At 42.1% G+C, this 23,227-nt stretch carries 21 protein-coding genes; 8 read left to right on the top strand and 13 right to left on the bottom strand.

Annotation, left to right across the window (positions count from 1 at the left end; genetic code table 11):
* The first annotated feature begins 689 nt into the window (after positions 1–689).
* Positions 690–923 (top strand): DNA-dependent RNA polymerase subunit epsilon, encoded by a 234-nt coding sequence (locus ADM50_RS00105; protein ID WP_000639585.1) that lies wholly within the window; start codon positions 690–692, stop codon positions 921–923.
* 1 nt (position 924) lies between these two features.
* Complete coding sequence (gene rnjA, locus ADM50_RS00100) at positions 925–2,604, top strand: ribonuclease J1 (protein ID WP_049484093.1); 1,680 nt, start codon at positions 925–927, stop codon at positions 2,602–2,604.
* Between the two features lie 47 nt (positions 2,605–2,651).
* Here the strand turns inward: rnjA and mnmG are convergent, their stop codons facing one another.
* The 8 genes from mnmG to ADM50_RS00060 form a co-directional block, all read right to left on the bottom strand.
* Positions 2,652–4,565, bottom strand: a complete 1,914-nt coding sequence (gene mnmG, locus ADM50_RS00095) for a tRNA uridine-5-carboxymethylaminomethyl(34) synthesis enzyme MnmG (RefSeq protein WP_049484092.1) — start codon at positions 4,563–4,565, stop codon at positions 2,652–2,654.
* An 8-nt stretch (positions 4,566–4,573) separates the two neighbouring features.
* Complete coding sequence (locus ADM50_RS00090; RefSeq protein ID WP_049484091.1) at positions 4,574–5,029, bottom strand: NUDIX hydrolase; 456 nt, start codon at positions 5,027–5,029, stop codon at positions 4,574–4,576.
* Positions 5,030–5,169: 140 nt separating this feature from the next.
* Complete coding sequence (gene mnmA / locus ADM50_RS00085) at positions 5,170–6,291, bottom strand: tRNA 2-thiouridine(34) synthase MnmA (protein ID WP_049484090.1); 1,122 nt, start codon at positions 6,289–6,291, stop codon at positions 5,170–5,172.
* Positions 6,292–6,452: 161 nt separating this feature from the next.
* On the bottom strand, positions 6,453–7,844 hold the full coding sequence (gene argH / locus ADM50_RS00080; RefSeq protein ID WP_049484089.1) for an argininosuccinate lyase: 1,392 nt from the start codon (positions 7,842–7,844) through the stop codon (positions 6,453–6,455).
* Positions 7,845–7,871: 27 nt separating this feature from the next.
* Positions 7,872–9,068, bottom strand: a complete 1,197-nt coding sequence (locus ADM50_RS00075; RefSeq protein ID WP_049484088.1) for an argininosuccinate synthase — start codon at positions 9,066–9,068, stop codon at positions 7,872–7,874.
* 15 nt (positions 9,069–9,083) lie between these two features.
* Positions 9,084–9,890 (bottom strand): ABC transporter substrate-binding protein, encoded by an 807-nt coding sequence (locus ADM50_RS00070; protein ID WP_049484087.1) that lies wholly within the window; start codon positions 9,888–9,890, stop codon positions 9,084–9,086.
* A gap of 230 nt (positions 9,891–10,120) precedes the next feature.
* A complete protein-coding gene (locus ADM50_RS00065; RefSeq protein ID WP_049484086.1) occupies positions 10,121–10,750 on the bottom strand; it encodes an ABC transporter ATP-binding protein in 630 nt (209 codons plus the stop codon).
* Positions 10,747–12,855, bottom strand: coding sequence for a bacteriocin-associated integral membrane family protein (locus ADM50_RS00060; RefSeq protein ID WP_049484085.1), 2,109 nt, complete (start codon positions 12,853–12,855; stop codon positions 10,747–10,749). Before ADM50_RS00060 ends, ADM50_RS00065 begins: the two co-directional genes overlap by 4 nt.
* A gap of 162 nt (positions 12,856–13,017) precedes the next feature.
* Between ADM50_RS00060 and ADM50_RS00055 the strand changes: the two genes are divergently transcribed.
* Positions 13,018–13,881, top strand: a complete 864-nt coding sequence (locus ADM50_RS00055) for a helix-turn-helix domain-containing protein (RefSeq protein ID WP_049484084.1) — start codon at positions 13,018–13,020, stop codon at positions 13,879–13,881.
* 51 nt (positions 13,882–13,932) lie between these two features.
* Here the strand turns inward: ADM50_RS00055 and apf are convergent, their stop codons facing one another.
* Positions 13,933–14,568: an aggregation-promoting factor gene (apf, locus tag ADM50_RS00050; protein ID WP_049484083.1), complete on the bottom strand. Its 636-nt coding sequence runs from the start codon at positions 14,566–14,568 to the stop codon at positions 13,933–13,935.
* A gap of 241 nt (positions 14,569–14,809) precedes the next feature.
* Between apf and sdaAB the strand changes: the two genes are divergently transcribed.
* The 3 genes from sdaAB to ADM50_RS00035 are packed head-to-tail and all read left to right on the top strand — an operon-like array spanning position 14,810 to position 17,019.
* On the top strand, positions 14,810–15,481 hold the full coding sequence (gene sdaAB / locus ADM50_RS00045) for an L-serine ammonia-lyase, iron-sulfur-dependent subunit beta (protein ID WP_000555868.1): 672 nt from the start codon (positions 14,810–14,812) through the stop codon (positions 15,479–15,481).
* A gap of 8 nt (positions 15,482–15,489) precedes the next feature.
* The gene (gene sdaAA / locus ADM50_RS00040) at positions 15,490–16,362 is read left to right on the top strand and encodes an L-serine ammonia-lyase, iron-sulfur-dependent, subunit alpha (protein WP_000500031.1); all 873 of its coding nucleotides are present in this window, start codon (positions 15,490–15,492) and stop codon (positions 16,360–16,362) included.
* Between the two features lie 27 nt (positions 16,363–16,389).
* Positions 16,390–17,019 (top strand): HAD-IA family hydrolase, encoded by a 630-nt coding sequence (locus ADM50_RS00035; protein ID WP_049484082.1) that lies wholly within the window; start codon positions 16,390–16,392, stop codon positions 17,017–17,019.
* 87 nt (positions 17,020–17,106) lie between these two features.
* On the opposite strand, the gene ADM50_RS00030 is transcribed toward ADM50_RS00035, so the two are convergent.
* The 4 genes from ADM50_RS00030 to ADM50_RS00015 all read right to left on the bottom strand — a co-directional run bounded on the left by ADM50_RS00030 (position 17,107) and on the right by ADM50_RS00015 (position 20,724).
* Positions 17,107–17,322 (bottom strand): DUF805 domain-containing protein, encoded by a 216-nt coding sequence (locus ADM50_RS00030; RefSeq protein ID WP_049484081.1) that lies wholly within the window; start codon positions 17,320–17,322, stop codon positions 17,107–17,109.
* The gene (locus tag ADM50_RS00025; RefSeq protein ID WP_000947294.1) at positions 17,297–17,719 is read right to left on the bottom strand and encodes a DUF805 domain-containing protein; all 423 of its coding nucleotides are present in this window, start codon (positions 17,717–17,719) and stop codon (positions 17,297–17,299) included. Before ADM50_RS00025 ends, ADM50_RS00030 begins: the two co-directional genes overlap by 26 nt.
* A gap of 248 nt (positions 17,720–17,967) precedes the next feature.
* Positions 17,968–19,818, bottom strand: coding sequence for a nucleoside-diphosphate sugar epimerase/dehydratase (locus ADM50_RS00020; RefSeq protein WP_001035723.1), 1,851 nt, complete (start codon positions 19,816–19,818; stop codon positions 17,968–17,970).
* Positions 19,819–19,893: 75 nt separating this feature from the next.
* Entirely contained in the window at positions 19,894–20,724 is an 831-nt protein-coding gene (locus tag ADM50_RS00015) for a glycosyltransferase (RefSeq protein ID WP_049484080.1), read from the bottom strand.
* A 221-nt stretch (positions 20,725–20,945) separates the two neighbouring features.
* Between ADM50_RS00015 and ADM50_RS00010 the strand changes: the two genes are divergently transcribed.
* Together ADM50_RS00010 and ADM50_RS09595 are read left to right on the top strand one after the other, a co-directional pair.
* Positions 20,946–22,112: a CynX/NimT family MFS transporter gene (locus ADM50_RS00010; RefSeq protein WP_000744868.1), complete on the top strand. Its 1,167-nt coding sequence runs from the start codon at positions 20,946–20,948 to the stop codon at positions 22,110–22,112.
* Between the two features lie 203 nt (positions 22,113–22,315).
* Positions 22,316–23,227: hypothetical protein (locus tag ADM50_RS09595; RefSeq protein WP_001005332.1), on the top strand; the 912-nt coding region annotated here is incomplete at its 3' end.

Raw genomic sequence — 23,227 nt, 5'->3', positions numbered from 1 at the left:
CTCTTCGGGTTGCAGTGCTATCCCTGAAACTTTGGTTTCTAAAGAACTGAAATTGCGATTAAATAGTTCGCCCCCAGTGTTAGATGGCTCTTGACTTCGGTCAAGGGCTTTTCCTTGCCTGTTCAGTAAGCACTCCACTCCATGCTATGTCTACATCGTTATACTTATAGATTGACTTCTTAGCCTCATAGATGATAGAATTAAGTAAAGGTTGAGATCGAGTTTGATTTGGTGACAAGTCATTCAAAGGTTGCGATGCATTCGCTTCAGGTAGAGGTGCTGCCATCTGGACTGCTCCAGGAAAATCCCCGAGTTTTGTCTCAGCCTTTTTATTTGCTCTTGAGATTTCTCAAGAGTTTTTCTTTTTTCAAAGGTATCATTCTGTCCCAGCCATCTACACCAACGATTAATGAAACTAGAACTATATTCTTCCTTAAATCTACTATCTCTTTAGATTCCCCCTTTAATTATAACACCTAAGCGCTCTCCGACCAAATCCTACCTGTCTTTTTGCTCCTTCTTCCCCTCCAGACTTTCTCCATTTCCGTCTTTTACTAATTTTTCATTTTATGGTATAATTGAAATAATTGTAACGAATCAAGGTCAATCTAGACACAAAATGGAATGAAATCAAGCAAATATCTGCTAAAAGTTTGGAATAAGCTGACCTGTAAATAGAAAGGAACTATATGATTTACAAAGTTTTTTATCAAGAAACAAAAGAACGTAGCCCACGTCGTGAAACAACACGCTCACTCTACCTAGACATCGATGCTAGCTCAGAACTTGAGGGCCGTATCGCTGCTCGCCAACTTGTCGAAGAAAACCGCCCAGAGTACAATATCGAATTTATCGAACTCTTGTCTGACAAATTGCTAGATTACGAAAAAGAAACTGGCGCTTTCGAAATCACGGAGTTCTAATATGGCCTACACTCTTAAACCTGAAGAAGTCGGCGTTTTTGCCATCGGTGGTCTAGGAGAAATCGGGAAAAACACATACGGAATTGAATACCAAGATGAGATTATCATCGTCGATGCTGGGATTAAATTCCCAGAAGATGACTTGCTAGGTATCGACTACGTTATCCCTGATTACTCTTACATCGTGGACAATATCGACCGCGTCAAGGCTGTTTTGATTACTCACGGACATGAGGACCACATCGGTGGGATCCCTTTCCTGCTCAAGCAAGCAAACGTCCCTATCTACGCTGGACCACTTGCCCTGGCTTTGATCCGTGGAAAACTCGAAGAACACGGCCTCTTGCGCAACGCCAAACTTTACGAAATCAACCACAACACTGAGTTGACCTTTAAAAATCTCAAGGCAACTTTCTTTAGAACCACTCACTCTATTCCAGAGCCTTTGGGGATTGTCATTCATACTCCTCAAGGGAAAATCGTCTGTACGGGTGACTTTAAGTTTGACTTTACTCCAGTTGGAGAACCTGCAGACTTGCACCGGATGGCTGCCCTTGGGGAAGATGGTGTGCTCTGCCTCCTCTCTGACTCGACAAATGCGGAAGTACCAACCTTTACCAACTCTGAAAAAGTCGTTGGTCAGTCCATCATGAAGATTATCCAAGGTATTGAAGGACGTATCATCTTTGCATCCTTTGCCTCAAATATCTTCCGTCTCCAGCAAGCAACAGATGCTGCTGTTAAGACTGGACGCAAGATTGCTGTCTTTGGTCGTTCTATGGAAAAGGCCATTGTCAACGGGATCGAACTTGGCTACATCAAAGCTCCTAAGGGAACCTTTATCGAGCCAAATGAAATCAAAGACTATCCTGCAGGCGAGGTTCTGATCCTCTGTACAGGTAGTCAGGGTGAGCCGATGGCAGCCCTCTCTCGTATCGCTAATGGAACTCACCGTCAGGTGCAACTCCAACCCGGCGATACCGTTATCTTCTCTTCAAGTCCAATCCCTGGAAATACGACTAGCGTCAACAAGCTGATTAACATCATTTCTGAAGCTGGTGTCGAAGTCATTCACGGTAAAATCAACAACATCCACACCTCTGGACACGGTGGTCAGCAAGAGCAAAAACTCATGCTCCGCTTAATTAAGCCAAAATACTTCATGCCTGTCCATGGTGAATACCGCATGCAAAAAGTCCACGCTGGACTAGCGGTGGATACTGGTGTCGAGAAGGACAATATCTTTATCATGAGCAATGGTGATGTACTTGCCCTTACTGCTGACTCAGCTCGTATCGCAGGCCACTTCAATGCCCAAGACATCTATGTCGATGGCAATCGTATCGGTGAAATCGGTGCAGCTGTCCTCAAAGACCGTCGTGATCTATCTGAAGACGGTGTCGTACTTGCAGTCGCAACTGTTGACTTCAAATCTAAAATGATCTTGTCTGGCCCAGACATCCTCAGTCGAGGATTTGTCTACATGAGAGAATCTGGTGACTTGATTCGCCAAAGCCAGCGCATCCTCTTCAATGCTATTCGTATCGCACTGAAGAACAAAGATGCTAGCGTGCAATCTGTCAATGGTGCCATTGTCAACGCTATTCGTCCCTTCCTCTATGAAAATACGGAACGTGAACCAATCATTATCCCGATGATCCTCACACCAGATGAAGAATAATACTCTTCGAAAATCAACAAAACAGCCCCGTCTTCGGAGCTGTTTTTCTATGCTTTCTTTTCTTGATTTTTAGAAATACTACGGTTTTTACCTTCCAAATAGACCATCAAAATAGAAATATCTGCTGGGTTTACTCCCGAAATACGGCTGGCTTGGCCGATGGTTTCTGGATTGATAAGTTTGAACTTCTGGCGAGCTTCTGTCGCGATAGAATCAATATCATCCCAGTCGATATTGGCTGGAATGCGTTTTTCTTCCATGCGTTTCATCTTGGCAACCTGATCCATGGCTTTGGAAATATAGCCTTCGTACTTGATTTCTGTTTCAATCAATTCGATAATCTTGTCATCCAAGTCCTCAGAAGCTGGTCCGATGAAGGCCACCACATCTTGGTAAGAAACTTCTGGACGGCGAAGAAATTCCTTGGCTGTCACCGCATCTGTCAACGGCTTGAAGCCCATCTCCTCAACCTTGGCATTGGTTTCCTTGACTGGCTTGAGTTTGATGCTATCTAGTCGCTGCATCTCATTGTCAAATTGGTTTTTCTTGATTTCAAAGCGAGCCCAGCGTTCATCATCTACAAGTCCAATCTCGCGCCCCATCTCTGTCAAACGCATATCGGCATTATCATGACGGAGGATGAGGCGGTATTCAGCTCGACTGGTCAAGAGACGGTAGGGTTCAATGGTTCCCTTGGTCACCAAGTCATCAATCATCACCCCAATATAACCGTCGCTGCGCTTCAAAATCAATTCAGGCTTGCCTTGGATTTTCAGAGCCGCATTGATACCAGCGATAATCCCTTGGCCAGCAGCTTCTTCGTAACCTGACGTTCCATTTGTCTGACCAGCAGTAAAGAGTCCTGAGATTTTCTTGGTTTCAAGTGTTGCACGCAACTGATGAGGCAAGACCATGTCGTACTCAATAGCATAACCTGTTCGCATCATCTCTGCATTTTCCAACCCTTTGATGGAATGAACCAGCTCGCGCTGTACATCCTCAGGCAGACTGGTTGAAAGCCCTTGAACATAGACTTCCTCTGTATTGCGCCCTTCTGGCTCAAGGAACAGTTGGTGGCGTTCCTTGTCCGCAAAGCGCACAATCTTGTCCTCAATTGACGGACAGTAACGAGGTCCCACTCCCTTGACCACACCTGTAAACATAGGCGCACGATGGAGGTTATTTTGGATAATTTCATGACTGGTACCATTGGTATAGGTCAACCAGCATGGCACTTGATCCTTAACATAATCCTCATCACGCGAAGTGTAGGAGAAGTGATTTGGCGCTTCGTCCCCTGGCTGAATCTCTGTCACGTCGTAATTGATAGAAGAAGCCTTGACACGTGGAGGGGTTCCTGTCTTGAAACGACCGATTTCGAGGCCCAGTTCCTTGAGATTATCAGCTAGGTTAATCGAAGCCAGACTGTGGTTTGGCCCTGATGAGTACTTGAGGTCCCCGATGATGATTTCCCCACGGAGTGCAGTCCCTGTTGTCACGATAACAGCCTTGGCAGCATATTCTTGATGAGTTGCTGTACGAACACCGACAACCTTGCCATCTTCCACCAAAATCTCATCAATCATGGTTTGACGAAGGGTTAGATTTTCTTGATTTTCGACTGTCTTGCGCATCTCCTTAGAGTAAAGCTCCTTGTCAGCCTGCGCACGAAGGGCACGAACAGCTGGACCCTTCCCTGTGTTGAGCATCTTCATCTGAATGTAAGTCTTGTCAATGGTCTTGGCCATCTCGCCACCAAGTGCATCAACTTCACGCACGACAATCCCCTTGGCAGAACCACCGATAGAAGGGTTACAAGGCATAAAAGCCAGCATTTCAATGTTGATGGTCGCAAGTAAGACCTTGCAGCCCATACGGCTAGCAGCTAGAGATGCCTCCACCCCAGCGTGCCCCGCACCGATTACAATAATATCGTATTCTTCCGTAAAATTATAAGTCATTTTCTCTCCTATTCCTCAAGATGAATGTGTCTTAGTTGGCCGTCCCAGTCTGGTAGAGCTGTTTTTAAAAAGGCTGGAACTAGATTGATCCCCTCAAGCCTATCCAAGTCAATCCACTCGCAAGGCTGCATTTTTTCGTCTTCCTTCATGGTCAATGGAGCTTCTTCAAGCAAATTCACCAGGTAATGAAACTCAATGTTGTAATAGGAAACACCGTCTTGTTCAAAACGATTTTCAACCACGAAAGCTAGCTGCCCAGCTTGAGCTTTGACACCTAGTTCTTCCTTCACTTCACGGACTACCGCGTCTTCCGTGCTTTCATTGACTTGAATCGCACCGCCGATAGTGTAATATTTACCCTTGTCTTTAGTAACTAGGAGCTTGCCATTTTGGAGAATCAAGGCTGTCGCCCGAACACCAAAAACAGTATTTCCTACTTTTGTCCGAAAGTCTTGTTGAGTCATTTTTGTCCTTTCTCTTAAACGACACAAAAACAGTCAAAACTCCAAAGAAGTGCAGGACAAAAAAGCCTGCAACATCCATGAGCTTTGACCATCATTTCTATTGCTTTTATTATTGTAGCAAATTGAGAAAATTTGTCAATCTATATGTACTGACAAACTTGTCCATCTCGATAAGCATTGTCAATCAGGCCACCACCTAGGCACTCTTCGCCATCGTAAAAGACAACTGCCTGTCCTGGTGTGATTGCGCGTTGCGGTTCCGCAAAGATAACTTCTGCCTTATCTCCTTTGACATGTACTGTCACCTTAGAATCAGGTTGACGGTAGCGGAATTTAGCCGTACATTCAAGCGTAAATTCCTCTGGCATGTTACGAGTAAAGTGGACTTGACTGGCCTCTAGGCTTGTTGACATGAGCGAGTCATGGTAGAAACCTTGGCCGACATAGAGGATATTCTTGCTTAGATCTTTTCCGACAACGAACCAAGGGGCATTGTCACCACCGTGTTGGCCACCGATACCGAGTCCGCCACGCTGACCAATCGTATAGTACATAAGGCCGGCATGCTCACCCATATCGCGACCATCCACAGTCATCATGCGACCAGGCTGAGCTGGCAGGTAGTTACTGAGAAAGTTTTTAAAGTTCTTTTCTCCGATAAAGCAAATCCCTGTCGAGTCTTTCTTCTTAGCAGTCGCAAGTCCTGCTTCTTCTGCGAGTCTGCGAACTTCAGGCTTTTCCAAATGTCCCAATGGGAACATGGTTTTTTGGAGTTGTTCTTGCGAAAGTTGACTGAGGAAATAGGTCTGGTCCTTCCCATTGTCCACGCCACGAAGCATGTGAACGATGCCATCCTCATCACGCGCCACTCGAGCATAATGCCCAGTCGCTACATAGTCTGCACCCAAGGTCATAGCATAGTCCAAAAAGGCCTTGAACTTGATCTCCTTATTGCACATAACATCTGGATTTGGCGTGCGCCCTGCACGGTATTCCGCTAGGAAATACTCAAAAACGCGGTCCCAGTACTCTTTTTCAAAATTGACAGAGTAGTAAGGAATGCCGATCTGATCTGCCACCGCAGCCACATCCTTGTAATCTTCGGTCGCCGTACAGACGCCGTTTTCATCTGTGTCGTCCCAGTTCTTCATGAAGATACCGATCACATCGTAGCCCTGCTCCTTGAGCAAGAGAGCCGTCACCGACGAATCGACACCACCACTCATCCCCACAACAACACGTGTTTTAGAGTTATCACTCATGGTAAGTCTCCCATCTATTCGTTTATTCACGATTGAAGGTCGTGTGTGCTTCAACGATTGAAGGTCGCTTGAGCAGTATTCATTATAACACGCTTGGTTGGAGAAGACAAGAAAGAGGCTGATAAATCATCTCAACCTCTCTTTCTTACTTTGCAAACGAATCAATTTTTCCCTTTAAGTTCTTTCTTCGCTTGTTCTATCTGGTATTTCACTTGCTCAAAGCCGGTTCCTCCTAAGGAATTCCGTCTCTGAACAGCGGTTTCTGGGCGCAAGTAGATATAAATATCCTCTTCAATCAAGGGATGGTAGACTTGCAACTCCTCCAAATCCCAATCTTGGATGTTTTTACCATGCTTGATAGAGTCTAGAACCAATTTCCCTACTATTTCATGCGCTTCTCTAAAAGGGAGTCCTTTTTCAGCCAAATAATCTGCCAGTTCGGTCGCATTCGAAAAATCATTCTCTGTGGATTGCTGCATTTTGGTCTTATTAACCTGCATGCTCGATAGCATACCTGCCAACACATCCAGAGAATTCAAAATCGTGTCTACTGTATCAAACATGCCTTCCTTGTCCTCTTGCAAATCCTTATTATAGGCCAGAGGCAAAGACTTCATGACGGTCAATAGTCCAAGCAAGTTCCCGTAAACCCTTCCTGTCTTCCCTCGAATCAATTCGGCCATATCAGGATTTTTCTTCTGGGGCATGATAGACGAACCCGTTGAAAAGCTATCAGACAAGCTAATGTACTGATACTCAAAACTGCACCAATTGATGATTTCTTCACAAAAACGGCTCATATGCATCATCAAAATGCTGGCATTTGATAGAAATTCCAAGATAAAATCACGGTCACTCACTGCGTCCAAGGAATTGGTATAGGGTTGTTGGAAACCCAATAAATCACTCGATAATTGACGATTGATTGGAAAAGTTGTCCCCGCCAAGGCAGCCGCACCCAGGGGAGATAGGTCCGTATGCTTCAAGTTAAATGCAAAGCGCTCGCTATCCCTTTGAAACATATTGTAATAAGCCATGAGATGGTGGGCAAAACTAATCGGTTGGGCGTGCTGCAAATGGGTATAGCCTGGCATGATGGTTTCCACATGTTTTTCAGCCAAATCCAGCAAAACACTATTCAGATTCGCCAACTTATCCAAGACATGGCCAAGCTGCTCCTTTAGATATAAGTGCATATCCGTTGCGACTTGGTCATTCCGAGAACGGGCCGTGTGTAGTTTCCCAGCCAGAGGACCGATTTTCTCTGTCAGCAACACTTCCATATTCATATGAATATCTTCATTTGCAATATCAAAATGAAGCTCTCCGGCCTCTAAATCTCGCAACAAAGCTTTCAGACCATCTTGGATCTGCTCTGCCTCTTCCAAGCTCAAAATGCCAGTCTGTCCTAGCATTTGAATATGAGCTAGGGAACCCATCAAATCAAATTTTGCCAGCTGGTGGTCAAAGGAAATACTCGCACCGAACTGTTCTACCCACTCTTCCACAGTGCCTTCAAATCGACCACCCCATAATTTTTTATTTTTCGGCATATCCTGTCGTCCCTTTCTATCGCGTCACTACTCTACATTTTTCTGAACTTCTGAATAAACCTTAGTCGGAAGCCCCCAAAGCTTGATAAATCCAACAGCCGCATCTTGGTCAAAAGTATCCGCACTGGTATAAGTCGCCAAATTTTCATCGTAAAGAGAATTTGGAGATTTCCGAGCCACTACCTGAGCATTCCCCTTATAGAGTTTAACTTTTGCAGTTCCATTGACAACTTTCTGTGTCTCCTTGATATAGGCAATCAAAGCCTGAGTTGCTGGGCTAACCCACAAGGCATTATAGATGAGATTGGACAACTCATTTTCGATAATAGGTTTAAAATGAGCCACTTCTCTCACAAGAGTCAAGTCTTCAATCTCCTTATGAGCTGCCAATAAAGTCACAGCACCTGGGCACTCATAAATCTCTCTTGACTTAATACCGACTAGGCGATTTTCCACATGGTCAATACGACCAACACCGTGTTTGCCTGCAATTTCATTGAGCTTTTGAATCAAAGCCGCCACTTTCATCTTCTCTCCATTGAGGGAGATGGGCACCCCACAGCTAAACTCAATGTCAATAAATTCTGGACTGTCTGGCGCCTCTTCTGGCGAAGATGTGATTCCAAATGCTTCTTCTGGCGCTTGGTTCCAAGGGTTTTCCAAGACACCACATTCATTTGCACGACCCCAAAGATTTTGATCGACAGAGTAAGGATTGTCAAGGTCAGCAGGAACTGGAACACCGTTTTCTTTGGCATATTGGATTTCTTCTTCACGAGACCATTTCCACTCACGAACAGGCGCAACTACCTTTAGATTGGGATCCAAAGCTGCAATAGAGACTTCAAACCGAACTTGGTCGTTTCCCTTACCTGTACAACCATGGGCAATTGTGGTTGCCCCCGTCTGATGAGCTATTTCAACGAGTTTTTTTGAAATAAGAGGGCGACTCAGAGCAGATACCAAGGGGTACTTTTGTTCGTAGTAGGCATGAGCCTGAAGGGCCACTAAAACATAGTCATTAGCAAATTCTTCCTTAACATCAATGACATAAGACTCAACAGCCCCAACCTTGAGAGCTTTATCATGGATGAACTCCAAATCTTTTCCTTCACCCACATCCATACAAACAGCAATCACATCATAGTCTTTTTTTAACCATGTAATAGCAACTGATGTATCCAATCCACCTGAATAGGCTAAAATAACTTTTTCCTTACTCATTTCTCTTCCTTCTTTCTATTTTTCGATAGAGGCTTTAAAAGCATCGTCAATCAATTTGTCCAACTCCCCAGAATCCTTCAACTTCTGGATGGTTTTATCAACCGCCTCTTTTAATTCTTTACTGTCTTTTTTCATCGCAACAGCGTAGGAATCTTCCTTGTCATTGTCAAAATCAAACTCAGCGATGGCTAGATCTGAATTATTCTCTACAAATCCTTTCGCCACTGGTTCCTCAAAGATAACCGCATCCAGTTGCCCTGATTTCAAATCTGTTATCAAATTTCCATTTTTAGGAAGTGAAACGAGAGAAGAATCCTGCAAGGTTTCTTTAGCCAGAGTTTCCTGGATAGAACCTTTCTGCGCTCCAACCTTTTTCTGGGCCAAATCCTTGACTGATTGGTAATTCGTTAATTCAGATTTTCTTACGATAACCTTATTTTTCGAAGTGTAGTAGGGAATTGAAAAATCGTAAACTTGACTTCTCTCCTCCGTTTTAGAAACACCTGATATGGCAAGATCGGCCTTTCCTGAATCAAGACTAGCTAGTACATTGTCAAAACTCATTGGAGAGAACTCCACTTCTACACCTAGTTCTTTTGCGATGGCTTTGGCTAGCTCAACATCTGAACCTACAATCTGATTTTTCCCATCAACTAATTTCTGATATTCAAATGGAGCAAACTCTGGATTTAGGGCCACCACCAATTTTCCTTTAGCCTTAATGGCTTCAACACCTTGGGATTGAGTGTTACTACAAGCAAATAATAAGGGAAACATAAGCAAACCAAACATCGTCATCAACACCTTCTTCACTTTATTCATAGAAGAACCTCCTTTTATTTTTATACTTTATTATTGTATAAATAATACTCTTCTCGTTCTCGTTTGTCAAGAAAAAACTGTATTTTATTTCATTTAAATCAAGAAAAAGCTTATTATTATATGATATATTTTTACACATAATAAGCTTATTTATACTATTTGAGTATTAAAAATACAATTGTCCAATTACAGGTAAGATGACGAGATCAATGAACTCTCCACATTATCTTTCACAATTCAATGACTCGATGGCACTGTTCGGCCACATAGGCATCGTGGGTAACGATAATGACCGTTTTCCCTTCCTTGTTCATATCTAAGAGAAAGTTCAAAACCAAATCTCGATTTTCAGGATCTAGAGAACCGGTTGGTTCATCTGCTAAAAGGAGCTGGCTGGGTTTTAAAATGGCTCTAGCAACTGCGATTCGCTGCTGTTCCCCTCCAGATAACTCTGAAACCTTTTGATGTAGAGTTGATGGCAAGCCCACTCTCTCTAAAATTTCTTCTATCTTTTTGACTTTGTCCTTCTTGGATAATTTTACATACTTTAGAGCGAGCATGAGATTATACTCTACCGTTTCATTATCAATCAGAGCAAAATTTTGAAAAAGATAGGAAATGTGTTCACGGATAATCGCTTGCGACTTAGCAGAATTGACAGGTACATTTTTCTGACCGAAAATTTCATAATGTCCACTGTAATCGCCATCTATCAAACCCAAAAGATTTAACAAGGTTGACTTGCCACTGCCACTTTTTCCAACAATGGCAACTAAATCTCCTTGGTTAATTTTTAGGGATAAGTTCTCCAAAATAACTTTTTCCCCAATGGTTTTCGTAACATTTTCCAACTTTATCATAAGTGGTCCCCTTTCAATAACTGCACTACATTTCGTTTTTCCATCTTAGAGCCCAAAAAAAGTACAAACAGAATATCTAAGCCTGTAAATCCTGCGAAAAGCAAGAGCGGGAACAGTGCCTGTGTAAAGAATAGCAGGGCTACAAAAGGAAGGCTATAGACAGCTAATAGAAGACCCAGCAAGGAACGATACCGATCTATCAATTTCCAGCCCATAAACTTCTTGGTAATAATATCTGTTCGCTTCAACAAGAAAGTTGTTACTAGTAAGAAGTAGGAAATCATCATACTAATAAGACCAACCAAAGCAAAGAGTATGTTGAAATTCCGAACAGCATCTCGATAAGAATCTACTTTCTCTTGTTGAATGGCTTGAATAGATGAAAATTTTAAATAATTCCCATCTGATAATTTCTCAACTAACGCTGTCACCTCTTTTTGGTGTTGAGCCGTATTTTCGATTTTAATCGGGTTATTTAAACCTGTTGTTGACAGGGAAGCTTTTTCATCCCACATCATATCAGAATCATTGACCAAGCTAATAATTGGATTGTAGAGATTTTCCTTTCGCTTCTCGTTATAAGGGAAGAATGACCAATCACCTTCATAGTAAGCAATCTCGATATCCATCTCCTCTATCGTTCGTTTTTGCTGCTCTTCATACTTCATAGAAAGATAGGCAATTAATTTCCCCAAGAGCTGATTTTTATCTTCTTCACCTTTCGTACTTGCTGGCATCAAAATAACTTTTTTAGTGCCGGTATCGGGTAACTTGAATCCCTGACTTTCTAAAAAATGACGATTGGCATAGTAAACAGTTAGCATATCAGCCAGTTGATACCGCTGCACTTGTTCTGCAGTGGCAAAATTTTTTATAGGCAGGTTGCTAGTTTGCACATAGCCCGCCTGCGTTTTTTCTACCAAATCCAGATAAAATCGATAGAAATAATCCACTGCCTGCCCTGAGCCTGCCAACTGCTCTTGCCACAGGTTATCATTGAGTTGGAAAGTTTCCAAGGTCAGATAATTTCCTTGACTGATCCACTGTTTCTGGTAATCCAACTCTTTGTTTTCTTGCTCCAAACTTTTTCCTACCCCAACTAGCAAGACTGTCAGTAAAATGGTAGTTCCAATTTTCATAAAATAATTAAAGAGTAGACCAAATTTGAAAGATGAAAAACTTTTCAGCAGAGAGCTGATTGTCATTTTTTGGATCAAGAGATAGGTCAACCAACTGATAAAGAGATAAAGTTGCAAAAGCAAAAAATGCGACAACCATAACATTGGGAACAAATCTTTTGGCTTGTAATCAAGCAAGAAACATACTCCTAGATTGATCACAAGCGCCCCACCTAGGAGGAGGTAGAGGTTGCCTTTTACAACATCAGCTAAAACAGCCCTATCTTGAAAACCAAGTAATTTTTGTACCCCAACTCTTTTCATATCCATCATCGGTTGATACACTGTCACTAACACAAGAAGCAAAATAGCCAAGACAAAAACAACGGCAGATAAAAGCAAATCTCGATTTAGGACTTCCACTGCACTTTTATAGGTCGGCTCTAGCAAGGTAGCCTGGTCTATCTTGAAAAAATCGCTCCATTTCTGTACAATCCTATCCTTGTCCATCTCTTGTGTAGAAGTTATCGTATAGCGACCATTTAAACTACGAGATGTATCCTTGATATAGGTTTGAAAAGTCATAAGCTGAATAGGTTTGGCTTTTAGAAAGGTCGGAATCGTACCAAGTTTATTGGAAATTTCTTTATTACTGTAAACTCCCTCACCATCTGTGGTAAAATCAAGAGAAGAAATCCCAAACTCTTGGTAGGGGAAGGTATCTTTATCAAAAACACCAGACTTGACCACCTCATCACCACTGTCTGTTTTGATGATGGAAACTTTGTATTCCTTTGATACATCCTCAAAAAATCGAAGTACAGATGCTGCAGGTTCGTTAATATCTTTCAAATACAAATCCAAAGAATCTACAGTCTTTCCCATTTCCTGAATCCGAACCACTTCTCGTGTGTAGTTTACATTAAAGACAAAAAAAGTAGTACACAGAAGCAGGAGTAACATACAGAAATTACTGATTTTTTTCATAAAGGTACCTCCTTAGTACTTTATCATCTTAGTCGTAGAATTTGTTCCCTTTTTTCACAAATTTATTTTAGATTTCTTTTTTACTTTTTATACTACTATGATACAATATTTTTAATCAGTTTCCATTTATTGTTAACTTTTTTCACGAACAAGGAGGAAAACATGCGCTACGATTTTGGAAATGTTTATAAAGAAATACGTGAGTCAAAAGGATTAACCCAAGAAGATGTCTGTGGTAGCGTCCTTTCAAGAACCAGCCTATCAAAAATCGAAAGTGGAAAAACAACTCCTAAATATGAAAATATGGAGTTTCTTCTCCGACAAGTCAATATGAGTTTTGAAGAGTTTGAATATATCTGTCAACTTTATCAACCAAGTCAACGCACAGAAATTATGCAAACCTATCTCAATATGAGCTCAATCCTAGGGACTAGTGAACTCGGAAAACTATTTCAAAAATGTCAAGACTACCTCAAAACTCACCACGACCTCCCCATCAAAGAGATACGAGATATGCTAGAAATTGTTATCTATACCCGCCAAAATGGGACTAAAAAACTGTCAATCGAAGTTAACAATATTGTAAAGAAGCTATGGAAGAAGATAGAAAAGCAGGACACTTGGTACGAGAATGACTTAAAAATTCTCAATACCATTCTCTTTACCTTTCCTATAGAGCATATCCATCTCATCACTGGAAAAATCTTGCACCGCTTAGAAGTCTATAAAAACTATCAACATTTATATGACTTGCGAATGGCAATTCTACTCAACCTCTCCACCATTTACTTATACAATCAAGATAGAAATATGTGTAAACAAATATGCTATACTTTACTAGAAGATGCCAAGAACAAGAAAAGCTACGATAGGCTTGCTATCTGCTATGTTCGTATTGGGATTTGTACGGATGATTCTAAACTTATCCAAAAAGGTTTCTCCCTTCTGGAACTAACCGATGAAACCTCCATGCTATCTCATCTCAAAAAAGAAGTAGAGACCTATCATCAACCAAAGGAAATATAAAAAAGTCGAGGGATTTCCTCGACTTTTACATATTTTTCTGTTAGCTAGTTCTTAATACCAACCGTTGTTAAGCCAGAAGTTCTTGGCAGCTGTCCATGAACCGTAACGTCCTGCAACGTAGGCATCTGCTACACGTTCTTGGTTTTCAGCTGAGTAGTCACCGTTCAAGTATGAATCTGTCAATTGGTAACGTCCGATGTAACGTCCGTTTGTAGCAGTGTAGCTACCGCCTGATTCTTTTTGAGCAATCCATTCTTTGGCTTCTGCTTCAGAACCACTTACAGTAGAAGCTGCTGCAGTGTTGCTTTCTGCTGCTGGAGCCGCTGGTGTAGCTGGCGCTTCATAGGTTGTTGTTTCAGTTACTTCTTCTGTAGTTTCTTCCGCAGCTGCTGGTGCTTCATAAGTTGTTGTTGAAGCTGCAGCGGTTGCAGTTGCTGTCGATGGAGCTGTTCCTTCGATAACCAAAACTTGGTCAACATAGATAAGGTGAATATCTTTGATGTTGTTTTTTTCTGCCAATTTTTCAACAGTTGTGTTGTACTTCTCAGCGATTTCTGAAAGAGTATCACCTGATTTAACTGTGTAAGTTACAGTTTCTTGGGCAGAAGCAAGTGATGGAGCAAAGAAAGCAAGCAAAGCTGCTACTCCTGCGATAGTTGTTTTAATTTTTTTAGTTGTTAATGTCATATCTAAAAATTCTCCTTTTTATCTATGATACTATTTTACTCCTCGAATGTTACCATTTCTTAACGGTTTTATGTAGAAATATTACAAAAATGTTTTATATTTACCGTTTTAAGGAGGTTTTTGTCACAAAAGACCTTATTTTATACTAACTTTAATCATTTTAAGCTTTTGATAAGGGAAATAAGCGCAGAGGTCCATTCTTTGATATAATAGATATAAGAATCTTTGTAAGGGGAAACAGATGCACTCACTTCGTTTTCAATCTGTCTTTGACATTATCGGACCAGTTATGATTGGCCCATCAAGTAGCCATACTGCTGGAGCTGTTCGCATCGGGAAAATCGTCTCTTCCATCTTTGATGATACGCCGACAGAAGTCGAATTCCAATTATTTAATTCATTTGCCAAAACCTACCGTGGTCATGGAACCGACCTTGCTCTCGTCGCTGGTATATTAGGTATGGATACGGACGATCCCGACATTCCAAATAGCCTAGAGATTGCCCATAAACGTGGTATCAAGATTGTCTGGACCATTCAGAAAGACAGCAACGCTCCTCATCCTAATACCACTAAAATTACTGTGAAGAATGAACACAAATCCATCAGTGTGACAGGAATTTCCATCGGTGGAGGAAATATCCAAGTTACGGAACTTAACGGCTTTGCTGTCTCTCTCAACATGAACACACCGACCATTATCATCGTGCATCAGGACGTTCCAGGTATGATTGCCCATGTTACTGAAGCCCTCTCTCGTTTCGATATCAACATCGCGCAGATGAATGTAACTCGAGAAAAAGCTGGAGAAAAAGCCATTATGATTATCGAAGTCGATAGCCGAAGTTGCGAAGAGGCGATTGAAGAAATCCGAAAAATCCCTCATCTCCATAATGTCAATTTCTTTAAGTAGGAGGAAACATGTTTTATTCTATCAAAGAATTGGTCGAGCAGGCGGATCTAGACTTCCAAGGAAATGTCGCAGAGCTCATGATTGCGACAGAATATCAATTAACAGGTCGGGAACGCCCAGAAGTTCTCCTCCTCATGGAACGCAATCTAGAAGTCATGAAAGCCTCTGTCGAGCTCGGTCTCAGTGAAAACAAATCCCGTAGTGGCCTAACGGGTGGAGACGCGGCCAAACTAGACCGCCATCTCAAAAGTGGCAAGGCCTTGTCGGACTTTACCATCCTATCAGCAGCCCGTAATGCCATCGCGGTCAATGAACACAATGCGAAGATGGGCTTGGTCTGTGCCACTCCAACCGCAGGAAGTGCTGGCTGTCTGCCAGCCGTTCTCACTGCTGCTATCCAAAAATTAGACCTTAGCCACGAAGAACAGCTGGATTTCCTCTTTGCTGCTGGTGCCTTTGGATTGGTTATCGCAAACAATGCCTCTATCTCAGGTGCTGAAGGTGGCTGTCAGGCCGAAGTTGGCTCTGCCTCTGCCATGAGTGCCGCAGCCTTAACCTTGGCTGCAGGTGGAACCCCCTATCAGGCTAGCCAAGCCATCGCCTTTGTCATTAAAAATATGCTGGGCCTCATCTGCGATCCCGTCGCTGGTTTGGTCGAAGTTCCCTGTGTTAAACGCAATGCCATGGGAGCCAGCTTTGCCTTTATCGCAGCAGACATGGCCTTGGCAGGTATCGAGTCTAAGATCCCTGTTGACGAAGTCATCGATGCCATGTACCAAGTCGGATCGAGTCTTCCAACTGCCTTTCGTGAAACAGCTGAGGGTGGACTCGCCGCTACACCTACTGGTCGCCGCCTACAAAAAGAAATCTTCGGAGAATAAGCTTATCTATATCTATTAGGAGAAACTATGCCCTCTATCTCAGCAATCTTTTTTGATCTAGACGGAACCCTGGTTGACAGTTCCATCGGGATCCACAATGCCTTTACCTATACCTTTGAACAACTAGGAGTTCCGAGTCCTGATGCCAAAACCATTCGTGGTTTCATGGGGCCACCACTTGAAAGTAGTTTTGCAACATGCCTTCCCAAGGAACAAATCCCAGAGGCTGTGCAGATATACCGCTCTTACTACAAGGAAAAAGGGATCCACGAAGCCCAACTCTTTCCCCGAATAACGGAGTTGCTCCAAGAGCTTTCGCAAAACTACCCTCTCTACATCACTACAACAAAGAATACTCCTACTGCTCATGATATGACTAAAAATCTGGGAATCCATCATTTCTTTGATGGCATTTATGGTTCTAGTCCTGAAACACCACACAAGGCAGATGTCATCCGTTACGCCTTGCAAACGCATCAACTCCATGCAGACCAAGTCCTCATCATTGGGGACACCAAGTTTGATATGATCGGAGCTCAAGAAACTGGTATTAAAAAGTTTGCTGTTTCTTGGGGATTTGGAGAAGAGGCTGATTTACTCAGCTATCAGCCTGACTGGATTGCCCGTACCATTGATGATATCATTAGCCAGCTTTAACCATACAAAAATACTCCTAACACTAGTGAACTAGGTTGAGGAGTATTTTTTATATGTTGTTACTATCAGAAGGAATCAACTCCATGCTTAAGCAGTAATTTGATCCTGTCCTTCAGTATCTGTATCTTCATCCTTCTTACTTGGCCAAGCAAGCATCACAATAAGAGTAATCGGTCCAACGATAGGAACCAAAGCAATGAAGATAAAGGCCCAGTGGAAGCCAGCGTCTCGTAAGCGGCGAAGCGACTCAGACGTTTTTAAATAGAGTAAAAATATCTTAATATTTTCGTACCATTTCTTCAAACTGAGAGTCTTCAGTGTTCTCTTTATTTGTTTCACTATTCTCTATCACTTTTTCTCCAAATCGTTGACTTGGCATAGCGAGCATAACGAGCAGTGTTATTGCACCCAAAGGAACAAATACAATAAAAATATAGGCCCAATGGATACCCACATCTCGTAAGCGACGTACTATCAGTGCTAGTAGAGGAACAAACTCTATTATAAACAAAATAATACACATACTGAAGACCGCAATATTCCTGATGGCTTTATCAGATTCTACTCCAGTAAAAAGTGAGTAGTAGGCGGGCAAGAAAATCACCATATTTAGTAGCCAAACCCACCAAAATTCTGGACGTGTGGAACGACCAGAAAAATTTGCATAGCCTTTGAAAAAACTCCTAATAGCACTCAGCATACAAAAATCTCCTTTTGACTTTAATACTTATTTCGCAAAGTTATGTTACCAGCTTAAAATAGAGGTAGTTTTTAGATTGTCTGAAATCACTCTCCTGATAGATCAAATAACATCGTCCCTTGAATAGTTGCGCTTATTAAACCTTTGAAAGATCCGATGTTCTCTACTCTCTATTTATAAAAACCAGCTTTCTGATTCTCTCAGAAAACTGGCGATGGTTGTTTCATTATGAAGGTAGTTGGACACTCTTACTCAGCATGAGTTGTCTCATTCGCAAAGGAAATAATCGCTTCTTTGAGCTCATCTCCGCTGAGTGAACGGAACTCTTCAATCTTTTGATCAATCGCTTCTAGCGGCATGACATTTACCTTACCAACGAAAATCTTGTCCATGACTTGGTTATCAACCAATTCGGTCGAAACCAAGAGTTCTTCATAGAGTTTTTCACCTGGTCGAATACCGACCTCAACGATTGGAATTTCACTTTCCGTGTGCCCACTTAGAAGGACCATTTTCTTAGCCAAGTCATAAATCTTGACTGGTTTGCCCATATCGAGGATAAAGACTTCTCCGTCCTTGGCATAAGCGCCAGCATGGATTACTAGACGGCTAGCCTCTGGAATGGTCATGAAGTAACGTGTCATACGGAAGTCTGTCACCGTTACAGGACCGCCTTCAGCAATCTGACGTTCAAAGACAGGAATCACGCTACCACGACTACCCAGAACATTTCCAAAACGGACTGCACAGTAGGTTGATTTGCTACGTTGGTTAAAGCCAGTGACAATCAATTCTGCCACGCGCTTAGTCGCACCCATAACATTCGGTGGATTGACCGCCTTGTCAGTCGAAATCATAACCATCTTAGGTACTTTGGCCTCATCAACAGCCTTGGCAACATTGTAGGTACCGAGGATATTGTTCTTAAAGGCTTCTTTTGGATTGCGCTCCATCATCGGAACGTGTTTGTGGGCTGCAGCATGGTAAACAATGGCTGGTTTGTACTGCTCAAACACCTGCAAGAGACGGTCATAGTCCTGAATATCTGCAATAACAGGAACATAATCAATCCCTTGGAATGTACGGATCAATTCATGATAAACGAGATAGATTGAGTTTTCACCATGTCCAAGCAAGACAATACGCTCGGGATTAAAGCGACTAACCTGACGACAAATCTCTGAACCAATCGAACCACCTGCCCCTGTCACCAGGATGGTCTTGCCTGTAATCTCAGTACCCAGACGCGATTCGTCGAGACGAATTTCCTGACGGCCCAAAAGGTCTGTGATATCAATTTTCTGGAAACCACTACCTGGTTGATGGAGCCCTTGAACGACTGTCTCAACCTTAGGCATCTTGTAACATTTGACGCCTAGCTTATTACACATCTGCAAGATGCGTTCGTACTCTGAAGGGTCAAGCGAAGGGATCGCTACGATGACACGCTCGATTTGGTGACGTTTAGCCAATTCAGGTAGATTATCATAAGAGCCCAAAACTGGGATTCCACCTAGTTTTTGTCCCTTTTTCTTTTCATCATTATCCAAAATCCCCACTAGCTCAAGGTCGCTAGTTGGATGTTGATAGCTGTTCATAAAGAGGGCACCACCATCACCAGCACCAATCAAGAAGGTCCGACGATGCTCTCCATCTCCACTACCTTTTTTACGTTTGGAATAAATCAACTGCCAAGTGATACGAGGAAGCAAGATGAGGAAGGTGCTCAGCAAAATGAAGAGCACGATGAAACGGATAGAAAATAGTGGAAGAAAGGCATAGCAGATTCCATAAGAAAGAACACTGCTGAGCATCACTCCGAAAAAGATTTTCATGAAATCCGTAATCTTACTGTAGCGACTAATACTAGCATTCAGCCCCCAAAATGCAATCATGATTTGATAGAGGAGGAAGGCTAAAAGAGTGTAGATTACATAATCCACAGGCGCAGGATTTATAAGGCCATAAAACAAGATATAAGATACGATGATGGAAACCACCATACTCAGAATATCGAATATCCCCCAAAATACTTGTTTTTGCTGTTTATTTAAAATTTCAACCAGATCAATCACGTAATCTGTTAGTTTTTTATTCATAGGAATTTACTCCCCCTTAAAAGAGTCAGATGATACTGTTGTTATGATAACCTGAATCATTCAGTCTATCGGGGCTTACTTTCTCTTTCTTAAAAGTTTGACGAAGATAAACTGACGTACAAAGCCTGGACAAAGTGCAACAATTGCCTGAATGGCTACACTTTTAGCATATTCCATGTAAGAAATTTGCCCTCGCTCAAGCATCCGTTGGCGAGCTTGACGATAGAGTTTAAGGTAACGTAAGCCACCTCGACGCTCAAACATCCCTGCACCGACACGAACCTTACACAAGATTTGATCTAGGTTCCCAGTCTTGGCACCTGCAGCAATCATATTGAGCCAAAGGAGGTCATCCTCCATGTAAAGGCCATCTTCATAGTTACCCGCCTTGAGGACCATGTCCTTTTTGAACATGACTGTCATATGGTTAAAGGCGCTTCTCATTCTCTGATAAGCCACAATGTCTGCATGCTGAGTTGGAACACGACGATAAGACACAATCTCATCTGGATTGTCAATGAACTCTGCGATATGCCCGCCTAAGAGATCGAGATCTTCTTTCTCCATTAGCTGAAGCTGTTTCTCAAAACGATCCGGAACGGCTAAATCATCCGTATCCATGCGGGCAATAATGTCATACTGGCACTGTAAAACACCGTATCGAAGAGCCAAACCTAAACCTTGGTTTTCTTCTAAGTGGCACCGTTTAACTGAAATGTCTGACTGAGCTTCCACTTCATCTAGCACCTGATAGAGTTCGGGTGTGAGCGGCCCGTCCTCAACAAGAACAAGTTCGCTCGGTTTCAAGGTCTGGTTTTGAACACTTTTGATAGCATCTCTTAAAAACGTCGGATTTTCCTTTACATAGACCGACATCAAGACGCTGATTTTTTGCTTTTCAGGCACAGTTTTTCTCCAATGTATAGATTTCCTTCCACTATTTTATCACAAAATTCCCTAGTTTCCTATTTTTATATCAAATCAAGGAAAATTCTAGTAAAGAAAGCTGTCTCCTTTCTGTATATTTTCAGTTAAATCTTTCCAGCTTTCCTCCCATTCTCTACTTGACATTATATAGAAAAAACCTTAAAATAAGCTGTTATTAAAATCATCTTATCGAGGTTTTCATGAAAAAACAATCACTCTTTTTTGTTCTTGGAATTGTCTTAATCGGGACTGTTTTACGCTCTCCTTTTACTGCTCTTCCAACCATTTTAGGAGATATCGCTCAGGGACTAGGAGTGGAGGTTAGCTCTCTTGGGATTTTAACCAGTCTCCCTCTCTTGATGTTTGCTCTTTTCTCTGCTTTTGCGAGCCGCTTGGCACAAAAAATCGGGTTGGAACACCTCTTTACTTACTGTCTCCTCCTCTTAACTGTTGGCTCTGTCATTCGGATTTTCAATCTTCCCCTTCTCTATCTAGGGACCCTAATTGTGGGAGCAAGCATTGCGATCTTCAATGTACTCCTCCCAAGTATGATCCAGGCAAATCAGCCTCAAAAGATTAGTTTCCTAACAACTCTCTATGTCACTGCCATGGGAATTTCGACAGCCATCGCTTCTTATCTTTCGGTCCCTATCACCCAAGCTAGTTCTTGGAAGGGCCTCATCCTCGTTCTCAGCTTTCTCTGTCTAGTCACTCTGCTAGTCTGGTTGCCAAATCATCGCCACAACCACCACCTAGAAAGCCAGAAAGAAAAGCAAGTCAAAGAGAATATTCTAAAAAGTAAAGATGTCTGGGCTATCATTGTCTTTGGTGGTCTTCAGTCCTTGCTCTTTTATACAAGTATGACCTGGTTGCCAACTATGGCTATTAGTGCTGGTCTTTCTAATAGTGATGCGGCTCTCCTCGCTTCTATTTTCTCACTGATCAGCATTCCTTTTTCAATGACTGTTCCAAGTCTAACGACTCGTCTATCAGATGGTCACCGTCGAATCATGCTGGCAATTATCTCTATCGCTGGGATGACAGGAATTGCCATGCTCTTGTATCCAAGCAACAACTTCCTCTACTGGCTAGTCGCTCACCTCTTGATTGGGACTGCCTGTAGCGCTCTTTTTCCTTATCTCATGGTTTGCTTTTCTCTTAAAACCAGTTCTCCTGAAAAGACGGCCCAGCTATCAGGACTTGCGCAAACAGGGGGCTACATCTTGGCGGCCTTTGGTCCTACCTTGTTTGGTTACAGTTTTGATCTTTTCCAATCTTGGGTTCCAGCGGTTCTTGCCCTACTAGCTGTTGATATCATCATGACCGTCTCACTCTTTATGGTGGATCGGGCTGATAAGATTCTTTAATTTTTCTAAAATACTTCTCAGATATAAACAATGCAAAGCCAGACACTGTCTGGCTTTTTTGGTGCTTATACCAACAAGAAGCACCATCCATCTGTTAGCAGAAAGATGGCATTTTTGATATAATAAGATGTATAGAAACTAATTGTCATAGGAAAAATACATTAGTTCATAAGATAGCTACTATTTTAAATGAGGTGTACAGAATGAATGAACAGAAATACAATTTGGAAGAGAGTTTAGCAGAGTTAAATAAGCTCCTTAACTTATCAGCCAAGGCGACAGATAAGGCTAGCCGTGAAGCTCTAGCAGAAAAGGCAAGAACAATTTATGAACAATACCCTGAATCAGAAGACATTGCGTTGCGGTATGCTATGACTTTGTTTTATTTATCAACCAAGCAAACTGAATTAAAAGAGCTAGAGACTACTGCTGAGAAATTAAAAGTCGTGCAACAACAATTCTACGATGCACATGATATTGCTTTGCTATATGCCATGATTTTGGTTAATTTATCAAACAAGCAGACTGAATTGAAAGAACGAGAGGCTACTGTTGAGAAATTAAAAGTCGTGCAACAACAATTCCATGATTCACATGATATAGCTTTATCGTATGCTAGAATTTTGTTCAATTTATCAAGCAAGCAGACTGAATTGAAAGAACGAGAGGCTACTGTTGAGAAATTAAAAGTCGTGCAGCAATGCTTTCCAGACTCACCTGATATGGCAGAAGCATTGGCTAAAATTTTGTTCAACTTATCAACCGAGCAGACTGAATTGAAAGAACGAGAGGCTACTGTTGAGAAATTACAGAAATTGCAACAACAATTCCATGATTCACATGATATTGCTTTACCGTATACTAGGACTTTGGTTAATCTATCAAGCAAGCAGACTGAATTGGAAGAATTGGAGACTACTGCTAAGAAATTACAAGTCGTGCAGCAATACTTTCCAGACTCACCTGATATGGCAGAAGCATTGGCTAAGATTTTGTTCAACTTATCAACCGAGCAGACTGAATTGAAAGAGCTGGAAACTACTGCTGAGAAATTGCAAGTCGTACAGCAACAATTCCCTGAATCGCCTGATATAGCTTTACCGTATGCTATGATT

It is taken from the genome of Streptococcus oralis (assembly GCF_001075675.1).
GTDB classification, from domain to species: Bacteria; Bacillota; Bacilli; order Lactobacillales; family Streptococcaceae; genus Streptococcus; species Streptococcus oralis_V.
Note: the sequence above shows the minus strand (reverse complement) of the source record. Positions and strands in the feature narration are given on the sequence as shown.